Source organism: Citrobacter telavivensis (assembly GCF_041807075.1).
Lineage (GTDB): Bacteria > Pseudomonadota > Gammaproteobacteria > Enterobacterales > Enterobacteriaceae > Citrobacter_A > Citrobacter_A telavivensis.
Genome location: NZ_JBGUBF010000006.1, coordinates 185733 through 202265, shown reverse-complemented (window position 1 = coordinate 202265; position 16533 = coordinate 185733). Strand labels below are relative to the sequence as shown.

Annotated in this window: 15 protein-coding genes, 1 tRNA gene and 1 pseudogene; 12 read left to right on the top strand and 5 right to left on the bottom strand. The window is 54.6% G+C overall.

Going from position 1 to position 16533, the window contains the following annotated elements:
- The first annotated feature begins 97 nt into the window (after positions 1-97).
- The gene (gene yjeH, locus ACERJC_RS20900; protein WP_178825103.1) at positions 98-1348 is read left to right on the top strand and encodes an L-methionine/branched-chain amino acid transporter; all 1251 of its coding nucleotides are present in this window, start codon (positions 98-100) and stop codon (positions 1346-1348) included.
- 73 nt (positions 1349-1421) lie between these two features.
- Here the strand turns inward: yjeH and ACERJC_RS20895 are convergent, their stop codons facing one another.
- The gene (locus ACERJC_RS20895) at positions 1422-1898 is read right to left on the bottom strand and encodes an FxsA family protein (RefSeq protein WP_042321350.1); all 477 of its coding nucleotides are present in this window, start codon (positions 1896-1898) and stop codon (positions 1422-1424) included.
- A gap of 340 nt (positions 1899-2238) precedes the next feature.
- Here ACERJC_RS20895 and aspA point away from each other — a divergent pair, with 340 nt between their 5' ends.
- The 5 genes from aspA to ACERJC_RS20870 all read left to right on the top strand — a co-directional run bounded on the left by aspA (position 2239) and on the right by ACERJC_RS20870 (position 7850).
- Positions 2239-3675, top strand: a complete 1437-nt coding sequence (aspA, locus tag ACERJC_RS20890; protein ID WP_042321348.1) for an aspartate ammonia-lyase — start codon at positions 2239-2241, stop codon at positions 3673-3675.
- 114 nt (positions 3676-3789) lie between these two features.
- Positions 3790-5091, top strand: a complete 1302-nt coding sequence (gene dcuA, locus ACERJC_RS20885; protein ID WP_046494335.1) for an anaerobic C4-dicarboxylate transporter DcuA — start codon at positions 3790-3792, stop codon at positions 5089-5091.
- Between the two features lie 118 nt (positions 5092-5209).
- On the top strand, positions 5210-5557 hold the full coding sequence (cutA, locus tag ACERJC_RS20880) for a divalent cation tolerance protein CutA (RefSeq protein WP_373672409.1): 348 nt from the start codon (positions 5210-5212) through the stop codon (positions 5555-5557).
- Positions 5533-7239, top strand: a complete 1707-nt coding sequence (locus tag ACERJC_RS20875; RefSeq protein ID WP_373672408.1) for a protein-disulfide reductase DsbD — start codon at positions 5533-5535, stop codon at positions 7237-7239. Before cutA ends, ACERJC_RS20875 begins: the two co-directional genes overlap by 25 nt.
- 35 nt (positions 7240-7274) lie before the next feature.
- Entirely contained in the window at positions 7275-7850 is a 576-nt protein-coding gene (locus ACERJC_RS20870; protein WP_152401619.1) for a transcriptional regulator, read from the top strand.
- Here ACERJC_RS20870 and ACERJC_RS20865 read toward each other — a convergent pair.
- Positions 7847-8437, bottom strand: a complete 591-nt coding sequence (locus ACERJC_RS20865; RefSeq protein WP_178825097.1) for a LysE family translocator — start codon at positions 8435-8437, stop codon at positions 7847-7849. The genes ACERJC_RS20870 and ACERJC_RS20865 overlap by 4 nt on opposite strands.
- 37 nt (positions 8438-8474) lie before the next feature.
- Positions 8475-9320: an AraC family transcriptional regulator gene (locus ACERJC_RS20860; RefSeq protein ID WP_178825096.1), complete on the bottom strand. Its 846-nt coding sequence runs from the start codon at positions 9318-9320 to the stop codon at positions 8475-8477.
- Between the two features lie 169 nt (positions 9321-9489).
- Between ACERJC_RS20860 and ACERJC_RS20855 the strand changes: the two genes are divergently transcribed.
- Positions 9490-9565, top strand: a tRNA-Phe gene (locus tag ACERJC_RS20855).
- 837 nt (positions 9566-10402) lie between these two features.
- Here ACERJC_RS20855 and ACERJC_RS20850 read toward each other — a convergent pair.
- Both ACERJC_RS20850 and ACERJC_RS20845 read right to left on the bottom strand, forming a co-directional pair.
- Positions 10403-10582, bottom strand: a pseudogene (locus tag ACERJC_RS20850) (ABC transporter permease); the annotation flags it as partial.
- A gap of 101 nt (positions 10583-10683) precedes the next feature.
- Positions 10684-11616: a LysR substrate-binding domain-containing protein gene (locus ACERJC_RS20845; RefSeq protein WP_373672407.1), complete on the bottom strand. Its 933-nt coding sequence runs from the start codon at positions 11614-11616 to the stop codon at positions 10684-10686.
- Positions 11617-11787: 171 nt separating this feature from the next.
- On the opposite strand from ACERJC_RS20845, the gene ACERJC_RS20840 reads away from it, so the two are divergent.
- Genes ACERJC_RS20840 through ACERJC_RS20820 form a run of 5 tightly spaced genes read left to right on the top strand, consistent with a single transcriptional unit; the run spans position 11788 to position 16516 of the window.
- On the top strand, positions 11788-12738 hold the full coding sequence (locus ACERJC_RS20840; protein ID WP_373672406.1) for a branched-chain amino acid ABC transporter permease: 951 nt from the start codon (positions 11788-11790) through the stop codon (positions 12736-12738).
- Positions 12739-12748: 10 nt separating this feature from the next.
- Positions 12749-13855 carry a branched-chain amino acid ABC transporter permease gene (locus ACERJC_RS20835; RefSeq protein WP_373672405.1) on the top strand — a complete coding sequence of 369 codons (1107 nt, stop codon included), beginning with the start codon at positions 12749-12751 and terminating at the stop codon, positions 13853-13855.
- Positions 13852-14619 carry an ABC transporter ATP-binding protein gene (locus tag ACERJC_RS20830; RefSeq protein WP_373672404.1) on the top strand — a complete coding sequence of 256 codons (768 nt, stop codon included), beginning with the start codon at positions 13852-13854 and terminating at the stop codon, positions 14617-14619. Before ACERJC_RS20835 ends, ACERJC_RS20830 begins: the two co-directional genes overlap by 4 nt.
- Positions 14612-15331 (top strand): ABC transporter ATP-binding protein, encoded by a 720-nt coding sequence (locus ACERJC_RS20825; RefSeq protein WP_373672403.1) that lies wholly within the window; start codon positions 14612-14614, stop codon positions 15329-15331. The genes ACERJC_RS20830 and ACERJC_RS20825 overlap by 8 nt, the downstream gene beginning before the upstream one ends.
- Positions 15332-15358: 27 nt before the next feature.
- Positions 15359-16516: a branched-chain amino acid ABC transporter substrate-binding protein gene (locus ACERJC_RS20820; protein WP_373672402.1), complete on the top strand. Its 1158-nt coding sequence runs from the start codon at positions 15359-15361 to the stop codon at positions 16514-16516.
- The last annotated feature ends 17 nt before the right edge of the window (positions 16517-16533 follow it).

The following is a 16533-nucleotide window of genomic DNA, read 5'->3' as shown; positions in this document are numbered from 1 at the left end:
GCCTATTTAATCGCTGGCGTCATAAGCAAATCTGATTGTGATAACATCGAAAACCTGCGCAGTTGCCTGGAATCCAGGCGCAAACGGATAACAACTCATGAGTGGACTGAAACAAGAGCTTGGACTGGCTCAGGGCATTGGCCTGTTGTCGACATCATTATTAGGAACAGGCGTGTTTGCCGTCCCGGCCCTGGCGGCACTGGTGGCAGGTAATAACAGCCTGTGGGCCTGGCCCGTTTTGATTGTTCTGGTGTTTCCCGTTGCGATTGTTTTTGCCCTGTTAGGCCGCCACTATCCCAGCGCAGGCGGCGTCGCCCATTTCGTCGGTATGGCATTTGGCCCACATCTCGAACGGGTCACCGGCTGGCTGTTTCTGTCCGTTATCCCCGTGGGGCTTCCTGCGGCGCTGCACATTGCTGCCGGGTTTGGTCAGGCGATGTTTGGCTGGCACGACGGGCAACTGTTGCTGGCCGAGCTCGGCACCCTGGCGCTGGTGTGGTTCATCGGCTCACGCGGGGCCAGCTCCAGTGCAAACCTGCAAACGGTGATTGCGGGTCTGATTGTGGCGCTGATTGTCGCCATCTGGTGGGCCGGCGACCTCAAACCGACAGAAATTCCTTTCCCTGCGCCAGGCGATATTGAGATGTCAGGGCTGTTCTCCGCGCTGTCGGTGATGTTCTGGTGTTTCGTCGGTCTGGAAGCGTTCGCTCATCTGGCCTCTGAATTCAAGGATCCCGAACGGGATTTCCCGCGTGCGCTGATGATTGGTCTGCTGCTGGCCGGTTCGGTCTACTGGGCCTGCACCGTTGTCGTTCTGCATTTTGACGCCTATGGCGAAACGATGGCGGCAGCGGCCTCGTTGCCGAAAATCGTGGTGCAACTGTTTGGCGTTCAGGCGTTGTGGGTGGCCTGTGTGATCGGTTATCTGGCCTGTTTTGCCAGTCTCAACATTTATATACAGAGTTTTGCCCGTCTGGTGTGGTCACAGGCGCAGTACAAACCAGACCATTATCTTGCCCGCCTCTCTCACCGCCATATTCCGCGCAACGCGCTCAATGCCGTGCTGGGCTGTTGCGTGGTCAGTACGCTGTGCATCTATGCGTTGGCGATCAATCTCGATGCGCTCATCGTCTACGCAAACGGCATCTTTATTATGATCTATCTGTTGTGCATGCTGGCAGGCTGTCGCTTGTTGAAAGGTCGGTATCGCGCGCTGGCGATGGTGGGTGGATTATTATGCCTTCTTTTGTTGGCGATGGTCGGCTGGAAGAGTCTGTATGCGCTGATTATGCTGGCAATACTGTGGCTGTTTTTGCCGAAACGGAAGATGGCTGAACATCAGGGATAGACCGGATAAACGCAAGAGCCCGGTGGCGTTTATGCTTACCGGGCCGACAAGTCTACAATGTCTTTAGATGTCATCAGTCGCGACGATCGTCTTTATGTTCGATACGGTCACGCTCGTCGTCTTTGCGCTGGAACTCGCCGTCAAAGGTATCGCCACCGCCCGTTCCGGCGCTAAAGCCGCCACCCGGCATCCGGGAAAAACGCAAATGCGGCAGCAGCTTCATCGTCAGGTGCTTCTGCACAGGCGGTAGTAAAAGGAGAAGACCGAGGAAGTCGGTGAAAAAGCCTGGCAGCAACAGCAACAGGCCCGCGATGATCAGCGAAACACTCTTAATCATCTCTTCAGCAGGGCTCTCTCCTGCCGCCATTTTCTGCTGCATCAACAAAAAGTTCTTAAATCCCTGATTACGTACCAGCGACATCCCAATGACTGAGGTAAAAATCACCAGGATGAGCGTCATCAGTACCCCCATCACATGGGCGACCTGAATGAAGATAGAAATCTCAATATAAACATAGAGAAAGACTGCAAGTAACGGTATCCAGCGCAAAAGGTTTCTCCTCAAACGGCCGCCGTGATGCGCACGTCGGCCCGAAAATAGTTGCGATTCGCATTAGTCGGATGTAGGGGTAGTTCACAAAATTTCAAGCTGTTTACGCACTTATTTTTAGAGTTAATCCTAAAGCGGTGACCTATTTCACAAAATAATAATTAAGGAGTAATTTACCACACTTAAAGTGATCCAGATTACGGCACAATTTCTGGAGCAGAATATGATCTCGTTGACCAGACCGATGTAGGGGATAATCGTCGGTCAAGAAACAATCGAAACCACATATATTCTGTGTGTTTAGTGCATTCATTGGCAGCTTTAAATAAAGAAGGTTCACATGTTAAACAACATTCGTATCGAAGAAGATCTGTTGGGTACCAGGGAAGTTCCAGCCGAAGCCTACTATGGTGTTCACACTCTGAGAGCGATTGAAAACTTCTACATCAGCAATAACAAAATCAGTGACATCCCTGAGTTTGTGCGCGGCATGGTAATGGTTAAGAAGGCAGCTGCGCTGGCAAACAAAGAGTTGCAGACCATTCCTAAGAGTGTAGCGAATGCCATCATTGCCGCATGTGATGAAGTCCTGAATAACGGCAAATGCATGGACCAGTTCCCGGTAGACGTTTACCAGGGCGGTGCAGGCACCTCCGTCAACATGAATACCAACGAAGTGCTGGCCAATATCGGGCTGGAGCTGATGGGTCACCAGAAAGGTGAATATCAGTACCTGAACCCGAACGACCACGTGAACAAATGTCAGTCTACTAACGACGCTTACCCAACCGGTTTCCGCATCGCCGTTTACGCTTCTATCGTTAAACTGGTCGACGCCATCAACCAACTGCGTGAAGGTTTCGAGCGTAAAGCTGTCGAGTTCCAGGACATCCTGAAAATGGGTCGTACCCAGTTGCAGGATGCGGTTCCGATGACCCTGGGTCAGGAATTCCGCGCTTTCAGCGTACTGCTGAAAGAAGAAGTGAAAAACATCGAACGTACCGCTGAACTGCTGCTGGAGGTTAACCTCGGCGCAACGGCTATCGGTACTGGTCTGAATACTCCGAAAGAGTACTCTCCGCTAGCCGTACAGAAACTGGCTGAAGTAACCGGTTTTGCCTGCGTTCCGGCTGAAGACCTGATCGAAGCGACCTCTGACTGCGGCGCTTACGTTATGGTACACGGTGCCCTGAAGCGCCTGGCTGTGAAGATGTCCAAAATCTGTAACGACCTGCGCTTGCTCTCCTCTGGCCCACGTGCTGGCCTGAACGAGATCAACCTGCCGGAACTGCAGGCGGGCTCTTCTATCATGCCGGCGAAAGTGAACCCGGTCGTACCGGAAGTCGTCAACCAGGTGTGCTTCAAAGTCATCGGTAACGACATCACCGTCACCATGGCGTCTGAAGCCGGTCAGCTGCAGCTGAACGTGATGGAACCCGTGATTGGTCAGGCGATGTTTGAATCCATTCACATCCTCAGCAACGCCTGCTACAACCTGCTGGAGAAATGTGTTAACGGTATCACCGCTAACAAAGAAGTGTGCGAAGGGTATGTCTACAACTCTATCGGTATCGTCACTTACCTCAACCCGTTCATCGGCCACCACAACGGCGACATCGTTGGTAAGATTTGCGCCGAAACCGGTAAGAGCGTACGTGAAGTGGTGCTGGAGCGCGGTCTGTTGACTGAAGCTGAGCTGGACGATATTTTCTCCGCACAGAACCTGATGCACCCGGCTTACAAAGCAAAACGTTATACTGATGAAAGTGAACAGTAATCGTACAGGGTAGTACCAAGGAGGGCACGTCAGATGACGTGCCTTTTTTCTTATAAGAAGTTACTAAATAACAACAATTTAATATCAACTTGTTAAACAACAAGGAAGGCTAATATGATAGTTGTCGAACTTATCATTGTTTTGCTGGCAATCTTTTTGGGCGCCAGACTTGGGGGCATCGGGATTGGATTTGCAGGTGGACTGGGTGTTCTGGTTCTTGCCGCTATCGGCGTGAAACCGGGTAATATCCCGTTCGATGTCATTTCCATCATCATGGCGGTCATTGCTGCTATCTCCGCGATGCAGGTTGCGGGCGGTCTGGACTATCTGGTTAACCAGACAGAAAAACTGCTGCGTCGGAACCCGAAATACATCACGATCCTTGCACCGATCGTGACCTATTTCCTGACTATCTTTGCAGGTACCGGGAACATCTCCCTGGCAACGCTGCCGGTTATTGCTGAAGTTGCGAAGGAACAGGGCATCAAGCCTTGCCGTCCGCTCTCTACCGCCGTGGTGTCCGCTCAGATTGCGATCACTGCATCGCCAATCTCCGCAGCGGTCGTTTACATGTCTTCAGTGATGGAAGGTCATGGCATTAGCTACATCCACCTACTGTCCGTGGTCATTCCGTCCACGCTGTTGGCAGTGTTGGTAATGTCTTTCCTGGTGACCATGCTGTTCAACTCCAAACTCTCTGACGATCCGGTGTACCGCAAGCGTCTGGAAGAAGGTTTGGTTGAACTGCGCGGTGAGAAGCAGGTTGAAATCAAACCGATGGCGAAAAACTCCGTCTGGATGTTCCTGCTGGGCGTAGTGTGCGTAGTCGTTTATGCGATCGTCAACAGCCCGAGCCTCGGTCTGGTTGAGAAACCGCTGATGAACACCACTAACGCTATCCTGATCATCATGCTGAGCGTCGCGACGTTGACCACTATCCTGTGCAAAGTGGAAACTGACGCTATCCTCAACTCCAGCACCTTCAAAGCCGGTATGAGCGCCTGTATTTGTATCCTGGGTGTTGCATGGCTGGGTGATACTTTCGTCTCTCACAACATTGACTGGATCAAAGACACTGCAGGTGAAGTGATTCAGGGCCACCCGTGGCTGCTGGCGGTGATCTTCTTCTTTGCTTCTGCGCTGCTGTACTCTCAGGCAGCAACCGCTAAAGCACTGATGCCGATGGCGCTGGCGCTGAACGTTTCTCCGCTGACTGCCGTTGCCTCTTTCGCTGCGGTTTCTGGTCTGTTCATTCTGCCAACTTATCCAACGCTGGTTGCGGCGGTACAGATGGATGACACCGGGACAACACGTATCGGTAAATTCGTCTTTAACCACCCGTTCTTCATCCCAGGTACGCTGGGTGTGGTACTGGCGGTCTGCTTCGGCTTCCTGCTGGGCAGCTTCATGCTGTAAGTGTTACCTGCGGGGCGTGTTCGCGCCCCGCATTTCCCTCCCTTTGTCTAACATCCTTTCCTCGTCCGTTGTATAGTGACCACTCTTTTGCGGGTCATTCTGTTCATTCGAGGTGTTTATGCATGATGTTAGTCGTCAGGATATCTCCCTCCCCGATGCCGTTGTTGTGCTCTGCACCGCGCCGGATGAAGCCACAGCCCAGGATCTGGCAGCCAAAGTGCTGGCAGAAAAACTGGCGGCCTGTGCCACGATTATTCCCGGTGCAACCTCGCTGTATTACTGGGAGGGGAAACTGGAGCAGGAATACGAAGTCCAGATGATCTTAAAAACCTCGGTGAGACATCAGGATGCCTTACTCGACTGCCTGAAGTCTCATCACCCGTATCAAACGCCCGAACTTCTGGTTTTACCCGTTACTCATGGAGACAGTGATTACCTCTCATGGCTCAACGCATCCTTACGCTGATCCTGCTTCTTTGCAGCACATCAACTTTTGCCGGACTTTTCGACGCGCCGGGTCGCTCGAATTTTGTCCCTGCTGACCAGGCCTTTGCCTTTGACTTTCAGCAAAACCAACACGATCTGAATCTCACCTGGCAGGTGAAAGACGGGTATTACCTGTATCGCAAGCAGATCAGTATTACCCCTGCTCAGGCAGAAATCGCGGAAGTCACTCTGCCGGCGGGCGTCTGGCATGAAGATGAGTTCTACGGTAAAAGCGAAATTTATCGCAATACGCTCACGATCCCGGTGACCATCAACCAGGCGCAATCTGGCGCGACGCTAACGGTAACGTATCAGGGCTGTGCCGACGCGGGTTTTTGCTATCCGCCGGAAAGCAAAACCGTGCCGTTAAGCGCGGTGATCGCCAGTGTGGATCCGAAACCGGCTACACCAGCAGCGGCACAGCCGCCGCAACCGGAAAACGCGCCAGCGCAACTTCCCTTTTCCGCCCTGTGGGCGCTGCTGATCGGCATTGGCATCGCCTTTACCCCCTGCGTGCTGCCGATGTATCCACTGATTTCCGGCATCGTACTTGGCGGTAAACAGCGTCTTTCTACCGGACGCGCACTGCTACTGACATTCATCTATGTGCAGGGAATGGCGCTGACCTATACCGCTCTGGGTCTGGTGGTGGCCGCCGCCGGATTGCAATTCCAGGCCGCCCTTCAGCATCCCTATGTCTTAATCGGTCTGGCAGTGGTCTTTACCCTGCTTGCCCTGTCGATGTTCGGCCTGTTCACCCTGCAACTGCCCTCGTCGCTGCAAACACGCCTCACGCTGATGAGTAACCGTCAGCAGGGCGGTTCCGCGGGTGGCGTTTTTGCCATGGGCGCGATTGCCGGGCTGATTTGTTCGCCGTGTACGACCGCGCCGCTCAGCGCCATCTTGCTGTACATCGCCCAGAGCGGGAACCTGTGGCTCGGCGGCGGTACGCTGTACCTCTACGCGCTGGGAATGGGGCTGCCGCTGATGCTGGTCACCGTTTTTGGTAACCGTCTGCTGCCCAAAAGCGGGCCGTGGATGGCGCAGGTCAAAACGGCGTTTGGCTTTGTTATCCTCGCGCTGCCGGTCTTTTTGCTGGAGCGTATCATCGGTGATACGTGGGGTTTACGCCTGTGGTCGCTGCTGGGCGTGGCCTTCTTTGGCTGGGCGTTTATCACCAGTCTGCAAGCAACACGTGGCTGGATGCGCCTCGTACAGATAATTCTGTTGGCGGCGGCACTGGTCAGCGTACGTCCGCTCCAGGACTGGGCGTTTGGCACAACGATGACGCAGGCGCAGGCGCATCTGGACTTCAAACCGGTGGCAAGCGTTGAGGAACTCAATCAGGCGCTGGTCGAGGCGAAAGGCAAACCGGTTATGCTGGACCTGTACGCCGACTGGTGTGTAGCCTGTAAAGAGTTTGAAAAGTACACCTTCAGCCATCCGCAGGTAAAGCAGGCGCTGGGCGATACGGTGCAGTTACAGGCTAACGTCACCGCCAATAACGCGCAGGATGTGGCGCTGCTGAAGCATTTGCAGGTATTAGGACTGCCAACCATCCTGTTCTTTGATGCACAAGGTCAGGAGCACCCGCAGGCACGGGTAACGGGCTTTATGGATGCGGCGACGTTTAGTGCGCATTTGCACGATCGCCAACCGTGAGCGACACTTTCAGAGGTAAAGACGGAGGAATGACCGTGCAACGTGAAGATGTCCTGGGAGAAGCCCTAAAATTACTCGAGATCCATGGGATTGCGAACACCACGCTGGAGATGGTGGCTGAGCGCGTTGATTATCCGCTCGACGAAATGCAACGTTTCTGGCCGGACAAAGAGGCTATTTTGTATGACGCGCTGCGCTATCTCAGCCAGCAGGTGGATATCTGGCGTCGCCAGCTGTTGCTGGATGACTCCCTGAGTGCTGAACAAAAGCTGCTGGCCCGCTACAATGCGCTGGCAGAATGCGTGAGTAATAATCGCTACCCGGGTTGCCTGTTTATCGCCGCCTGTACGTTTTATCCCGATCCATCACACCCCATTCATCAACTGGCGGATCAGCAGAAAAGCGCGGCGCACGACTTTACCCACGAACTGCTGACCACGCTGGAGATTGACGATCCGGCGATGGTGGCCAAACAGATGGAACTGGTGCTGGAAGGCTGTCTGAGCCGCATGCTGGTCAATCGCAGCCATGCGGATGTAGAGACGGCGCATCGTCTGGCGGAAGATATTCTGCGCTTTGCCCAGTGCCGTCAGGGTGGCGCGCTGACCTAAGCCAGCCCCCCCGCCCACGCTGAAATCAGCAGGCACAGCGCCATCAGACGCTGAAAACGCACCATCGCCACGGTGGTGCGAAACACCCTGTTCACTGCCTTCCCCAGCCACGCCCAACACAGCAGGCATCCGACAGAGATCAGCAAAAACCACAGCGCCATGAACGCAATATCGCGCAGCGCATGACTCCCCGTCGGCGCAAACAGGCTCACCACCGCCAGCGCCATCATCCACGTTTTCGGATTCACCACCTGCAAAAGCGCCGCCGCCCGCGCGGTAAAACGATGAGATTGCTTTGCGGACAAATTCGCGGCCGGGGCGCTATATAATTGCCAGCTCATCCAGCTTAACCACGCCACGCCCCCCCAACTCATCGCCTGTCGTACCAGCGGATACTGACGCAGTATTTCCCCTGCCCCGGCACCTGAAATCAACACAATCATACTCGCCGCCACACAGCCACTGATCAACGCAGGCAGCGTCGCTTTCACACCATGATGCTGGCTGTTCGCCAGGATGAGGATATTGGTGGGACCGGGGGTGATAGAGGCAACAAACGCAAACAGCAAAAATGGCGCGATACTCACAGGCAGACTCCTTTTTAGTTGAGTTCTGACTGTGACCTTATTTCCTGTTACCGTCTGGAAGGTTTGTGCACAAACGACGGTAGTGCGCAGGCGAAATGCGATACGCACGCTGGAACCAGCGCCCCAGGTGGCTTTGATCGGCGAACCCCAGCGCCGCCGCCACATCGACCGGCAGCGCACCTTTCCCCAACATCTGGCGTGCCTTTGCCAGCCGAAGCTGAATCAGCCACGCGTGCGGCGCCAGGTGAAACTCGCGTTTAAAGCTGCGCGTCAGCGTAAAACGGTCCGTTCCGGTTTCGCGCGCCAGATCGGAAAGGCCAATATTGTCGCCCATATGCGCATGCAGATAATCACGGGCGCGATGGGCTATCGCTGCGCTCTGTATCTGTGAAGGAAGACGCTTTCGCCAGTGGCAATGGGTGGTGAGTTGCGAAAGCAGATTATCCATCGTGCTTTGCTGCACAATGCGCATCTCTTCGGTATGCAAGGCGCTAAACGTTTCGCCGATGGCACGCACCAGTTGCGGCTCACGCGACAACGTGCGGCTAAAATGCAGGGAATAGCGGTCCGGCGTGGTGTCATAAAGGCCCTGCAACGTTTTTGTCAGCCACTGTTCATCCAGATAAAAGGTGAGATAGGTAAACCCACCGGCCACCGGCGCATCGCCATCGTGAATCTCACCCGGTTCCAGTAAAAAAGCATCACCAGGCTGGCTGCGGTGACGTTCACGCCGACAGTGAAATTGCTGCGTGCCGGAAAGGGTAATGCCGACCAGATAGCTGTCGTGCCAGTGCGGATCGAACGCATGCCCTTCAAAATGGGCTTTGATTGTTTCAATACCGGTATCGGCATGTTGTCGCAGCTCAAGCCAGTCGTTTGCCATACTGCCCTCCTCTCGCTGTCAGCATTGCCTGTTCAGAACGCGTCTGTCTGGAATATTTGTGCAAACTGAATGCAGAAACGCACAGATTGCCGCAAACTTAAGCAGTTGAACAGCTTTCCCCTAAATTTGGTTGACTGTCAGGCATGATTACGGTTTAATGCGCCCCGTTGCCCGGATAGCTCAGTCGGTAGAGCAGGGGATTGAAAATCCCCGTGTCCTTGGTTCGATTCCGAGTCCGGGCACCACTATTTAGAAGAACCCGCCTATGGCGGGTTTTTTGCTTTCTGAGGTTCCTTCCGGTAGATATCTGGTAGTCTTAGCCACAGGTGTCACTGCTTTATCTCTTGAATCCCACCTGAGCATTTCCCTTTAGCGGCTCCCTGCCCTTCCGGTCCCGATGTCGTTGCCTGTTCGGCTTCAAACGGCCAATAAACACGATCTCCAACTTGTATGCCTGGCTGATGGATTCATCACAGCAAGGCCGAATCCGGTCTTTGTCCGGTCTGGGGAACGCAAGCGTCATCCCTTCGATTCTGATCTATGCAAAACACTACCGCGCCGCCTGGCTTGCTCGCCCCCTCACAACGCCGGGAAGGATTCCCGACCTTGTTCACGGTTCTCAATAAAATCGGTTATGACCCCCTCCTTCAACCAACTTACTCCCCGCCACTGTTATGCCTCCGGCAAGCGAGGTTAATGGCGACGTTTATATCTCTGCAGTGCTTACTGCTGAGCAGAAATTCAGGACTGACACTTTCCTGTTCTTAACAATATTCAGGCTGACTGTCGCTTATGTGCCAGAAACACCTACCGGAGTGGGGTCAATCCAAATAGCCGCTCTGTACGTACCTTACAAAGGACTGGAATGACACTTGAGAAGTGTTGAATGTCATTCCCGACTCATTAATGGAACGCTGCATGATGTTATGCATGACTGGATGACATTACGATGTGGCCGGTCGGGTTAGCTATATGCAGGAACTCGCCTGGCGACCAGAGTGCAGCGGACAATATCGAGTACGCTCGTTGACGATCACGGGCGTGCTGACGGCGCACGATTCGCATTGAACTGATTAACCAGACAGAATCAGGGCGGTAATGGACAATACCTGATAGTTACCCGACATACTGGCGTTATACAGTAGCAGCGGTAGCGTAGTGATATCCGGCACGCCGACAGAAAAGGTACCGGTAAACTTATCCAGCGATTCGAGGAAGACAAAAATACTGGCAGCAATAATCCCTGGCGAGGCCTGCGGCAAGTCGTCTGCTGATGGAGTGGGAATAGAGGCGATGAAACGCTGCGCTGAAAACGGCATTTCATGATGCCGCCTCCTTATTCTCTTCATATGCAGTGACATCATTATACGGCAGACGCTTCGCGCCTTAACCAGTTCTGTAATAGCTTGCCATCCTGCGTCATCTCATTATCCTGGCGAACGCACAAATAGTAGTCGCGCCCGTCATCTATTGGCAGATCAAAAATCTTTACCAGCTCGCCTTTGTCCAGGTACGGCATAATGAGGGGCTCGCGCATCAGGGCGCATCCCAGTCCTGCCTGTACGCCAGCCAGCGTGAGTAGACCGTCCTCAAACAAGGGGCCGCTGCGCGGCGGGGAACGCTTCACGCCCTGCTGAATAAACCATTGATGCCAGGTGGTTCGTTCTTCATCATGCAGCAGCGGCATCTGCATCAGTTGCTCCGGGGTATCAATATGACCATGCAGTCGCAAAAACGCCTGGCTGCATACCGGTACCATGCGCCCGGAAATCAGTTTTTCACTCTGGTATCCCGTCCAGTTGCCATCTCCGAAGCGGATCGACATATCTGAAGCGTCACTCAGATAGTTGCGGTGATTGGCATACACCACGTTAATCTCAGTATGCGGATTCGCGCGCGTAAACATCGGCAGGCGAGGAATAAACCACCCCATCCCAAAAAGAGGAATCAGGCTAATCGTTACCTGCCGGGCCTGCTCCTGCTCCACCAGATGCTCCGTCGCCTGACGCAAAACGTTAAACGCCGCACGGATCGAACGATAATATTCACGTCCTTGCTGGCTCAGCGCCAGTCGTCGTCCATGCCGTTCGGTGAGCGCGATTTGCAGATACCCTTCAAGTAATTTGAGCTGATGACTAACCGCAGAGGGCGAAATTGCCAGCTCTTTCGCGGCCTGGGTCACGCTTCCTAATCGGGCAATGGCTTCAAAGGCACGCACCGCCCGTAGCGGAGGATCGTTGGCAAGGCGACTCTCCGCAAAGGAGGGTAATGTCGTCAATTGTTCTGTTTTATTCATATATTGATTTCTTTAGGCTATAACCTTGTTTTGTTATTAACAAAATAATCTTATTAATCATTAAGATATAAAAATATCTGTTTATCATAAGAAATAATATATGTGTATTTTACAATTTTATTCAATTATTAGATGGTACCCACTGAAAGAGCAATCTGTCGGGTACAAACGTTGGACACACTCATACAACAACTGATAAACGGTGTGATGCTGGGCAGCATCTACGCGCTGATCGCGCTGGGCTATACCATGGTGTATGGTATTTTGCGTATTATTAACTTTGCTCACGGCGATATCCTGATGGTTGGCGCGCTTACTACGCTCTCCGCCATCAACGTCCTGAATCATACCTTCCCTGCTATGCCGCAGTTACTGCAACTCGGTGTAGCGCTGCTCATTGCGATGGCCGTCTGCGCCCTGCTGGCGATGGCGGTTGAACGTTTCGCCTATCGCAGGCTGCGTAACGCCCCGCGGCTGGCTCCGCTGATCTCCGGTATCGGCGTTTCCGTATTACTGCAAACCATGGCGATGATCGTCTGGACCCGCAATCCGCTGATGTTCCCGCAGATCCTGTCGATGGCCCCGATCGCCGTGACCTCCGGAAGCGAAACTCACCCCCCCGCGATTATCACTCTCACCGGCATTGTCACCGTCGGGCTGGCACTGGCGGTCATGACCGGTCTGTGGCTGCTGGTTGAATACACTCGCCTCGGGCGAGGCATGCGCGCAGTGGCAGAGAATCCGCGGGTCGCCACGCTGATGGGCGTTAACCCAAACGCCATCATCACCCTGACGTTTGCTATCGGCGGCATTTTTGCGGCGCTGGCCGGTGTGATGATGGCAAGCAACTACGGTAACGCCAGCTTCTCAATGGGCTTTCTACCCGGAATAAAAGCGTTCACCGCCGCCGTGCTTGGCGGCATTGGCAATATTCGCGGCGCGATGATCGGCGGGATTTTACTGGGTGTCATAGAAGCGCTTGGTGCGGGCTATCTCGGTGAACTCACTAACGGCGTCTTTGGCAGTAATTACCAGGACGTGTTTGCCTTCATCGTGCTGATCCTGGTGCTGGTATTCCGTCCTGCAGGTTTGCTGGGCGAGCGCGTGGCGCACAGAGCGTAAGGGAAAATCAATGACAACCGTACAACTGCAAGCTCCGGCCACGACGCGCAAATTCTGGTCAGGCATGACCTTGTTTTGCATCGCATTGCTGATTGCTCCTGTCGTTGCCAGCCAGTTTGGCGGTAACTACTGGGTCCGCGTGATCGATTTCGCCCTGCTCTACATCATGCTGGCGCTGGGGCTCAATATCGTCGTGGGCTATACCGGCCTGCTGGATATGGGGTTTATTGCCTTTTATGCCGTTGGGGCTTATCTGGCCGCTCTGCTGGCCTCTCCCCATCTGGCTGAGGTGTTCCCCATCCTCGCCGTCTGGTTCCCGGACGGGCTACATACCTCGTATCTGCTGATCGTTCCGGCTGCGGCACTGGTCGCTGCCGTATGCGGCATTTTGCTTGGCGCACCAACGCTGAAGCTGCGCGGGGATTATCTGGCAATTGTTACGCTGGGCTTTGGCGAGATTATCCGCATTCTGATGCGCAACCTCGATCGCCCGGTGAATATCACCAACGGCGCCAAAGGCATTACCGGCGTGGATACGCTTAACCTGTTTGGCCTGAAATTCAGCGGTGTTTATCACTGGATAGGCTTTAAAGTGCCCGCACTGTGGCTGTGGTACTACCTGCTGATGTTGGTCATTGTGGCGATCATTTTTGTCTGCCTGCGCCTGCAACATTCACGTATCGGTCGCGCCTGGCACGCGATTCGTGAAGACGAAGACGTGGCCCGTGCGATGGGCATTAACGTGCGCAACTATAAGCTGCTGGCTTTTGCTATGGGCGCCTCGTTTGGCGGCGTCGCTGGCGCGCTGTTTGGCGCGTTTCAGGGATTTGTCTCCCCGGAATCCTTCACCCTGCAAGAGTCCATTGCCGTGCTGGCGATGGTGGTGCTGGGCGGTATGGGCCATATCCCCGGCGTGATCCTCGGTGCGGTGCTCCTGACCGCCCTGCCGGAACTGCTCCGTAGCCAGGCGGCCCCTGTTCAACAGATGTTGTTCGGCACGGTACTGATTGACCCAGAAATTTTGCGTCAGCTCTTCTACGGCCTTGCACTGGTGCTGGTAATGCTGGTTCGCCCATCCGGTATCTGGCCGGTTCGCCACAAAGAGGTGAAAGCATGAGCCTGTTAACCGTGAGCAATATGTCCAAACGCTTTGGCGGCCTGACCGCCGTGGACGATGTTTCGCTTTCCATTAATAAAGGCGAGATCTACGGTCTGATCGGCCCCAACGGAGCCGGAAAAACCACCTGTTTTAACCTGATAACCGGACTTTACCCGGCAGACAGGGGGGCGTTTTTTATTGCAGACCACCCCTATTACCCAAAACAGATAGAGAAAGTCACCGCCGCCGGGATTGCACGCACTTTTCAAAACGTGCGTCTGTTCAACGAGATGTCGGTGCTGGAAAACGTGATGGTCGGTCGCCACGTTCGTACCCGTAATGGGCTATGGGCTGCACTGAGCCGTCATAAGCGCGCCCGTGAGGAAGAAGCGCAAACCCGCGAACAGGCCTGGCGCTGGCTGGAGTACACCGGCATTGCAAAGTTTGCCCATTACCGCGCCTGCGATCTGGCCTACGGCCACCAGCGTCGTCTTGAGATCGCCCGCGCGCTGGCTACAGATCCGCTGCTTCTGGCGCTTGACGAACCTGCTGCGGGGATGAATGCCGCCGAGAAGGTCGCGCTTGGTGAGCTGTTAATCCGTATTCGTGAAGATGGCAAAACCCTGCTGATGATCGAGCACGACGTCAAGCTGGTGATGAACATCTGCGACCGCCTGACGGTACTCGATTACGGCAAAACGCTGGCCTGCGGCACGCCGGATAGCGTGCGTCGCGATCCGGCAGTTATCGCTGCCTGGCTTGGAGGCAATAAGCATGTCTGAGTTACTGAAGGTGGAACGCCTGGATGTACATTACGGCGGTATTCAGGCCGTTCGTGATATCTCCTTTACCCTGCATGAGGGTGAACAAGCCACGCTGATTGGCGCCAACGGCGCGGGTAAAAGTTCCACCGTGCGCGCCATCAGCGGGCTGGAAAGTTTTAACGGCAACATTGAATTCAATGGTAAAGCCGTACGCAAACAGAAACCGGAGACGCTGCTGCGCAACGGGCTGGTGATGGTGCCGGAAGGTCGCGGCATCTTTACCCGCATGACGGTGCTTGAAAATTTGCAGATGGGGGCATGGTTAAGGCGTGACACCGCCAGCGTTAAGCGCGAAATGGCAGAGATTTTTGAGCGTTTCCCGCGTCTTGGCGAACGCCAGCACCAGCTTGCAGGACTGCTCTCTGGCGGCGAACAGCAGCTGTTGGCGCTCAACCGCGCCCTGCTGAGCCGCCCGCGTTTACTGATCCTCGACGAGCCGTCTATGGGGCTAGCCCCCAGGATGGTGGAAAACATTTTTACCGTGATCGCCGGGCTGCGCGCACGCGGCGTCGCCCTGCTGCTCATTGAACAAAACGCCCGACTGGCGCTGGAAGTAACCGACAGCGCCTGGGTGATGGACAGCGGCAGCATTGTGCATCACGGCGAGTCGAAAGCAATGCTTAATGACGATCAAATTGCACAGATTTATTTGGGCGAAATGCCTGTTTAACACACTCACCAACAGCAGGGAAAAACAATGAAAACAGTAAAAATCAGTGCGCTCAGCGCCGCTATTCTACTCAGTAGTTTTGCCTCAACAGGTGCATGGTCAGCGGAAAGCGAAACCGTGATAATCGGTCTTGCAGGCCCGCTTACCGGCCCGTCTGCCCGTATTGGTAAAGATCTGGAGAACGGTGCCCAACTGGCGATTGACGATATCAACAAGCAGCACCCGACCATCAGAGGTAAAGCCGTAACCTTCAAACTGCAGTCCGAGGACGATCAGTCTGACCCGCGTACTGCTGTTGCCGTAGCGCAACGTCTGGTGGACAGCGGTGTGGCAGGCGTTGTAGGCCACTGGAATACCGGCACCAGTATTCCGGCGGCCCGCGTCTATCACGATGCGGGTATCGCCCAGGTCGCACCTGTTGCGACTGGTCATGCCTACACCAGACAGGGCTTTGATACCAGCTTCCGGGTGATGGGGCATGACGATGACGGCGGCCAGTTTGCCGGTCAGTACGCGGTGAATACCCTGAAGGCAAAACGTATTGCCGTGATCGACGACCGTACCGCATTCGGTCAGGGGCTGGCTGACGAGTTTATAAAATCACTTGAAGCGCAGGGCGTGAAGATTGTTGACCGCCAGTACGTTGACGACAAAACCGTGGACTTCAGCGCTGTGCTGACCGCCATTCGTAGCAAAAACGCTGACCTGATCTTCTTCGGCGGCGTGGATAGCCAGGCCGCGCCGCTGGCGCGTCGGATCAAACAGCTGGGTATGAACGCCACGCTGATGGGCGCAGGCGGCTTCGTCAGCCAGACCTTCCTGCAACTGGCCCAGAAAGAAGGTGAAGGCGTCGTGGCGCTGGAGCCGGGCCTGCCGGTTGAGCAGATGCCGGGCGGTAAGGCGTTCGAGCAAGAGTATCAGTCTCGCTACCACACCCATATTGAACTCCACGCCCCATTCGCCTATGACGCCACCCGCGTTCTGGTTGCCGCGATGGAAAAAGCCGACTCTGTCGATCCGTCTGAGTATCTGCCCGTTCTGCGCGCAATAAGCTATTCCGGCGTTACCGGGCAGATCGCTTTTGATAATGAAGGCAACCTGAAATCGCCGTCTTTCACCGTCTACAAAGTCGTGGATGGCAAATGGCAGCCGCAAACGGTACTGGGCGGCGCCAAAACGAAGTAACGCAGTGAGGCAATGTG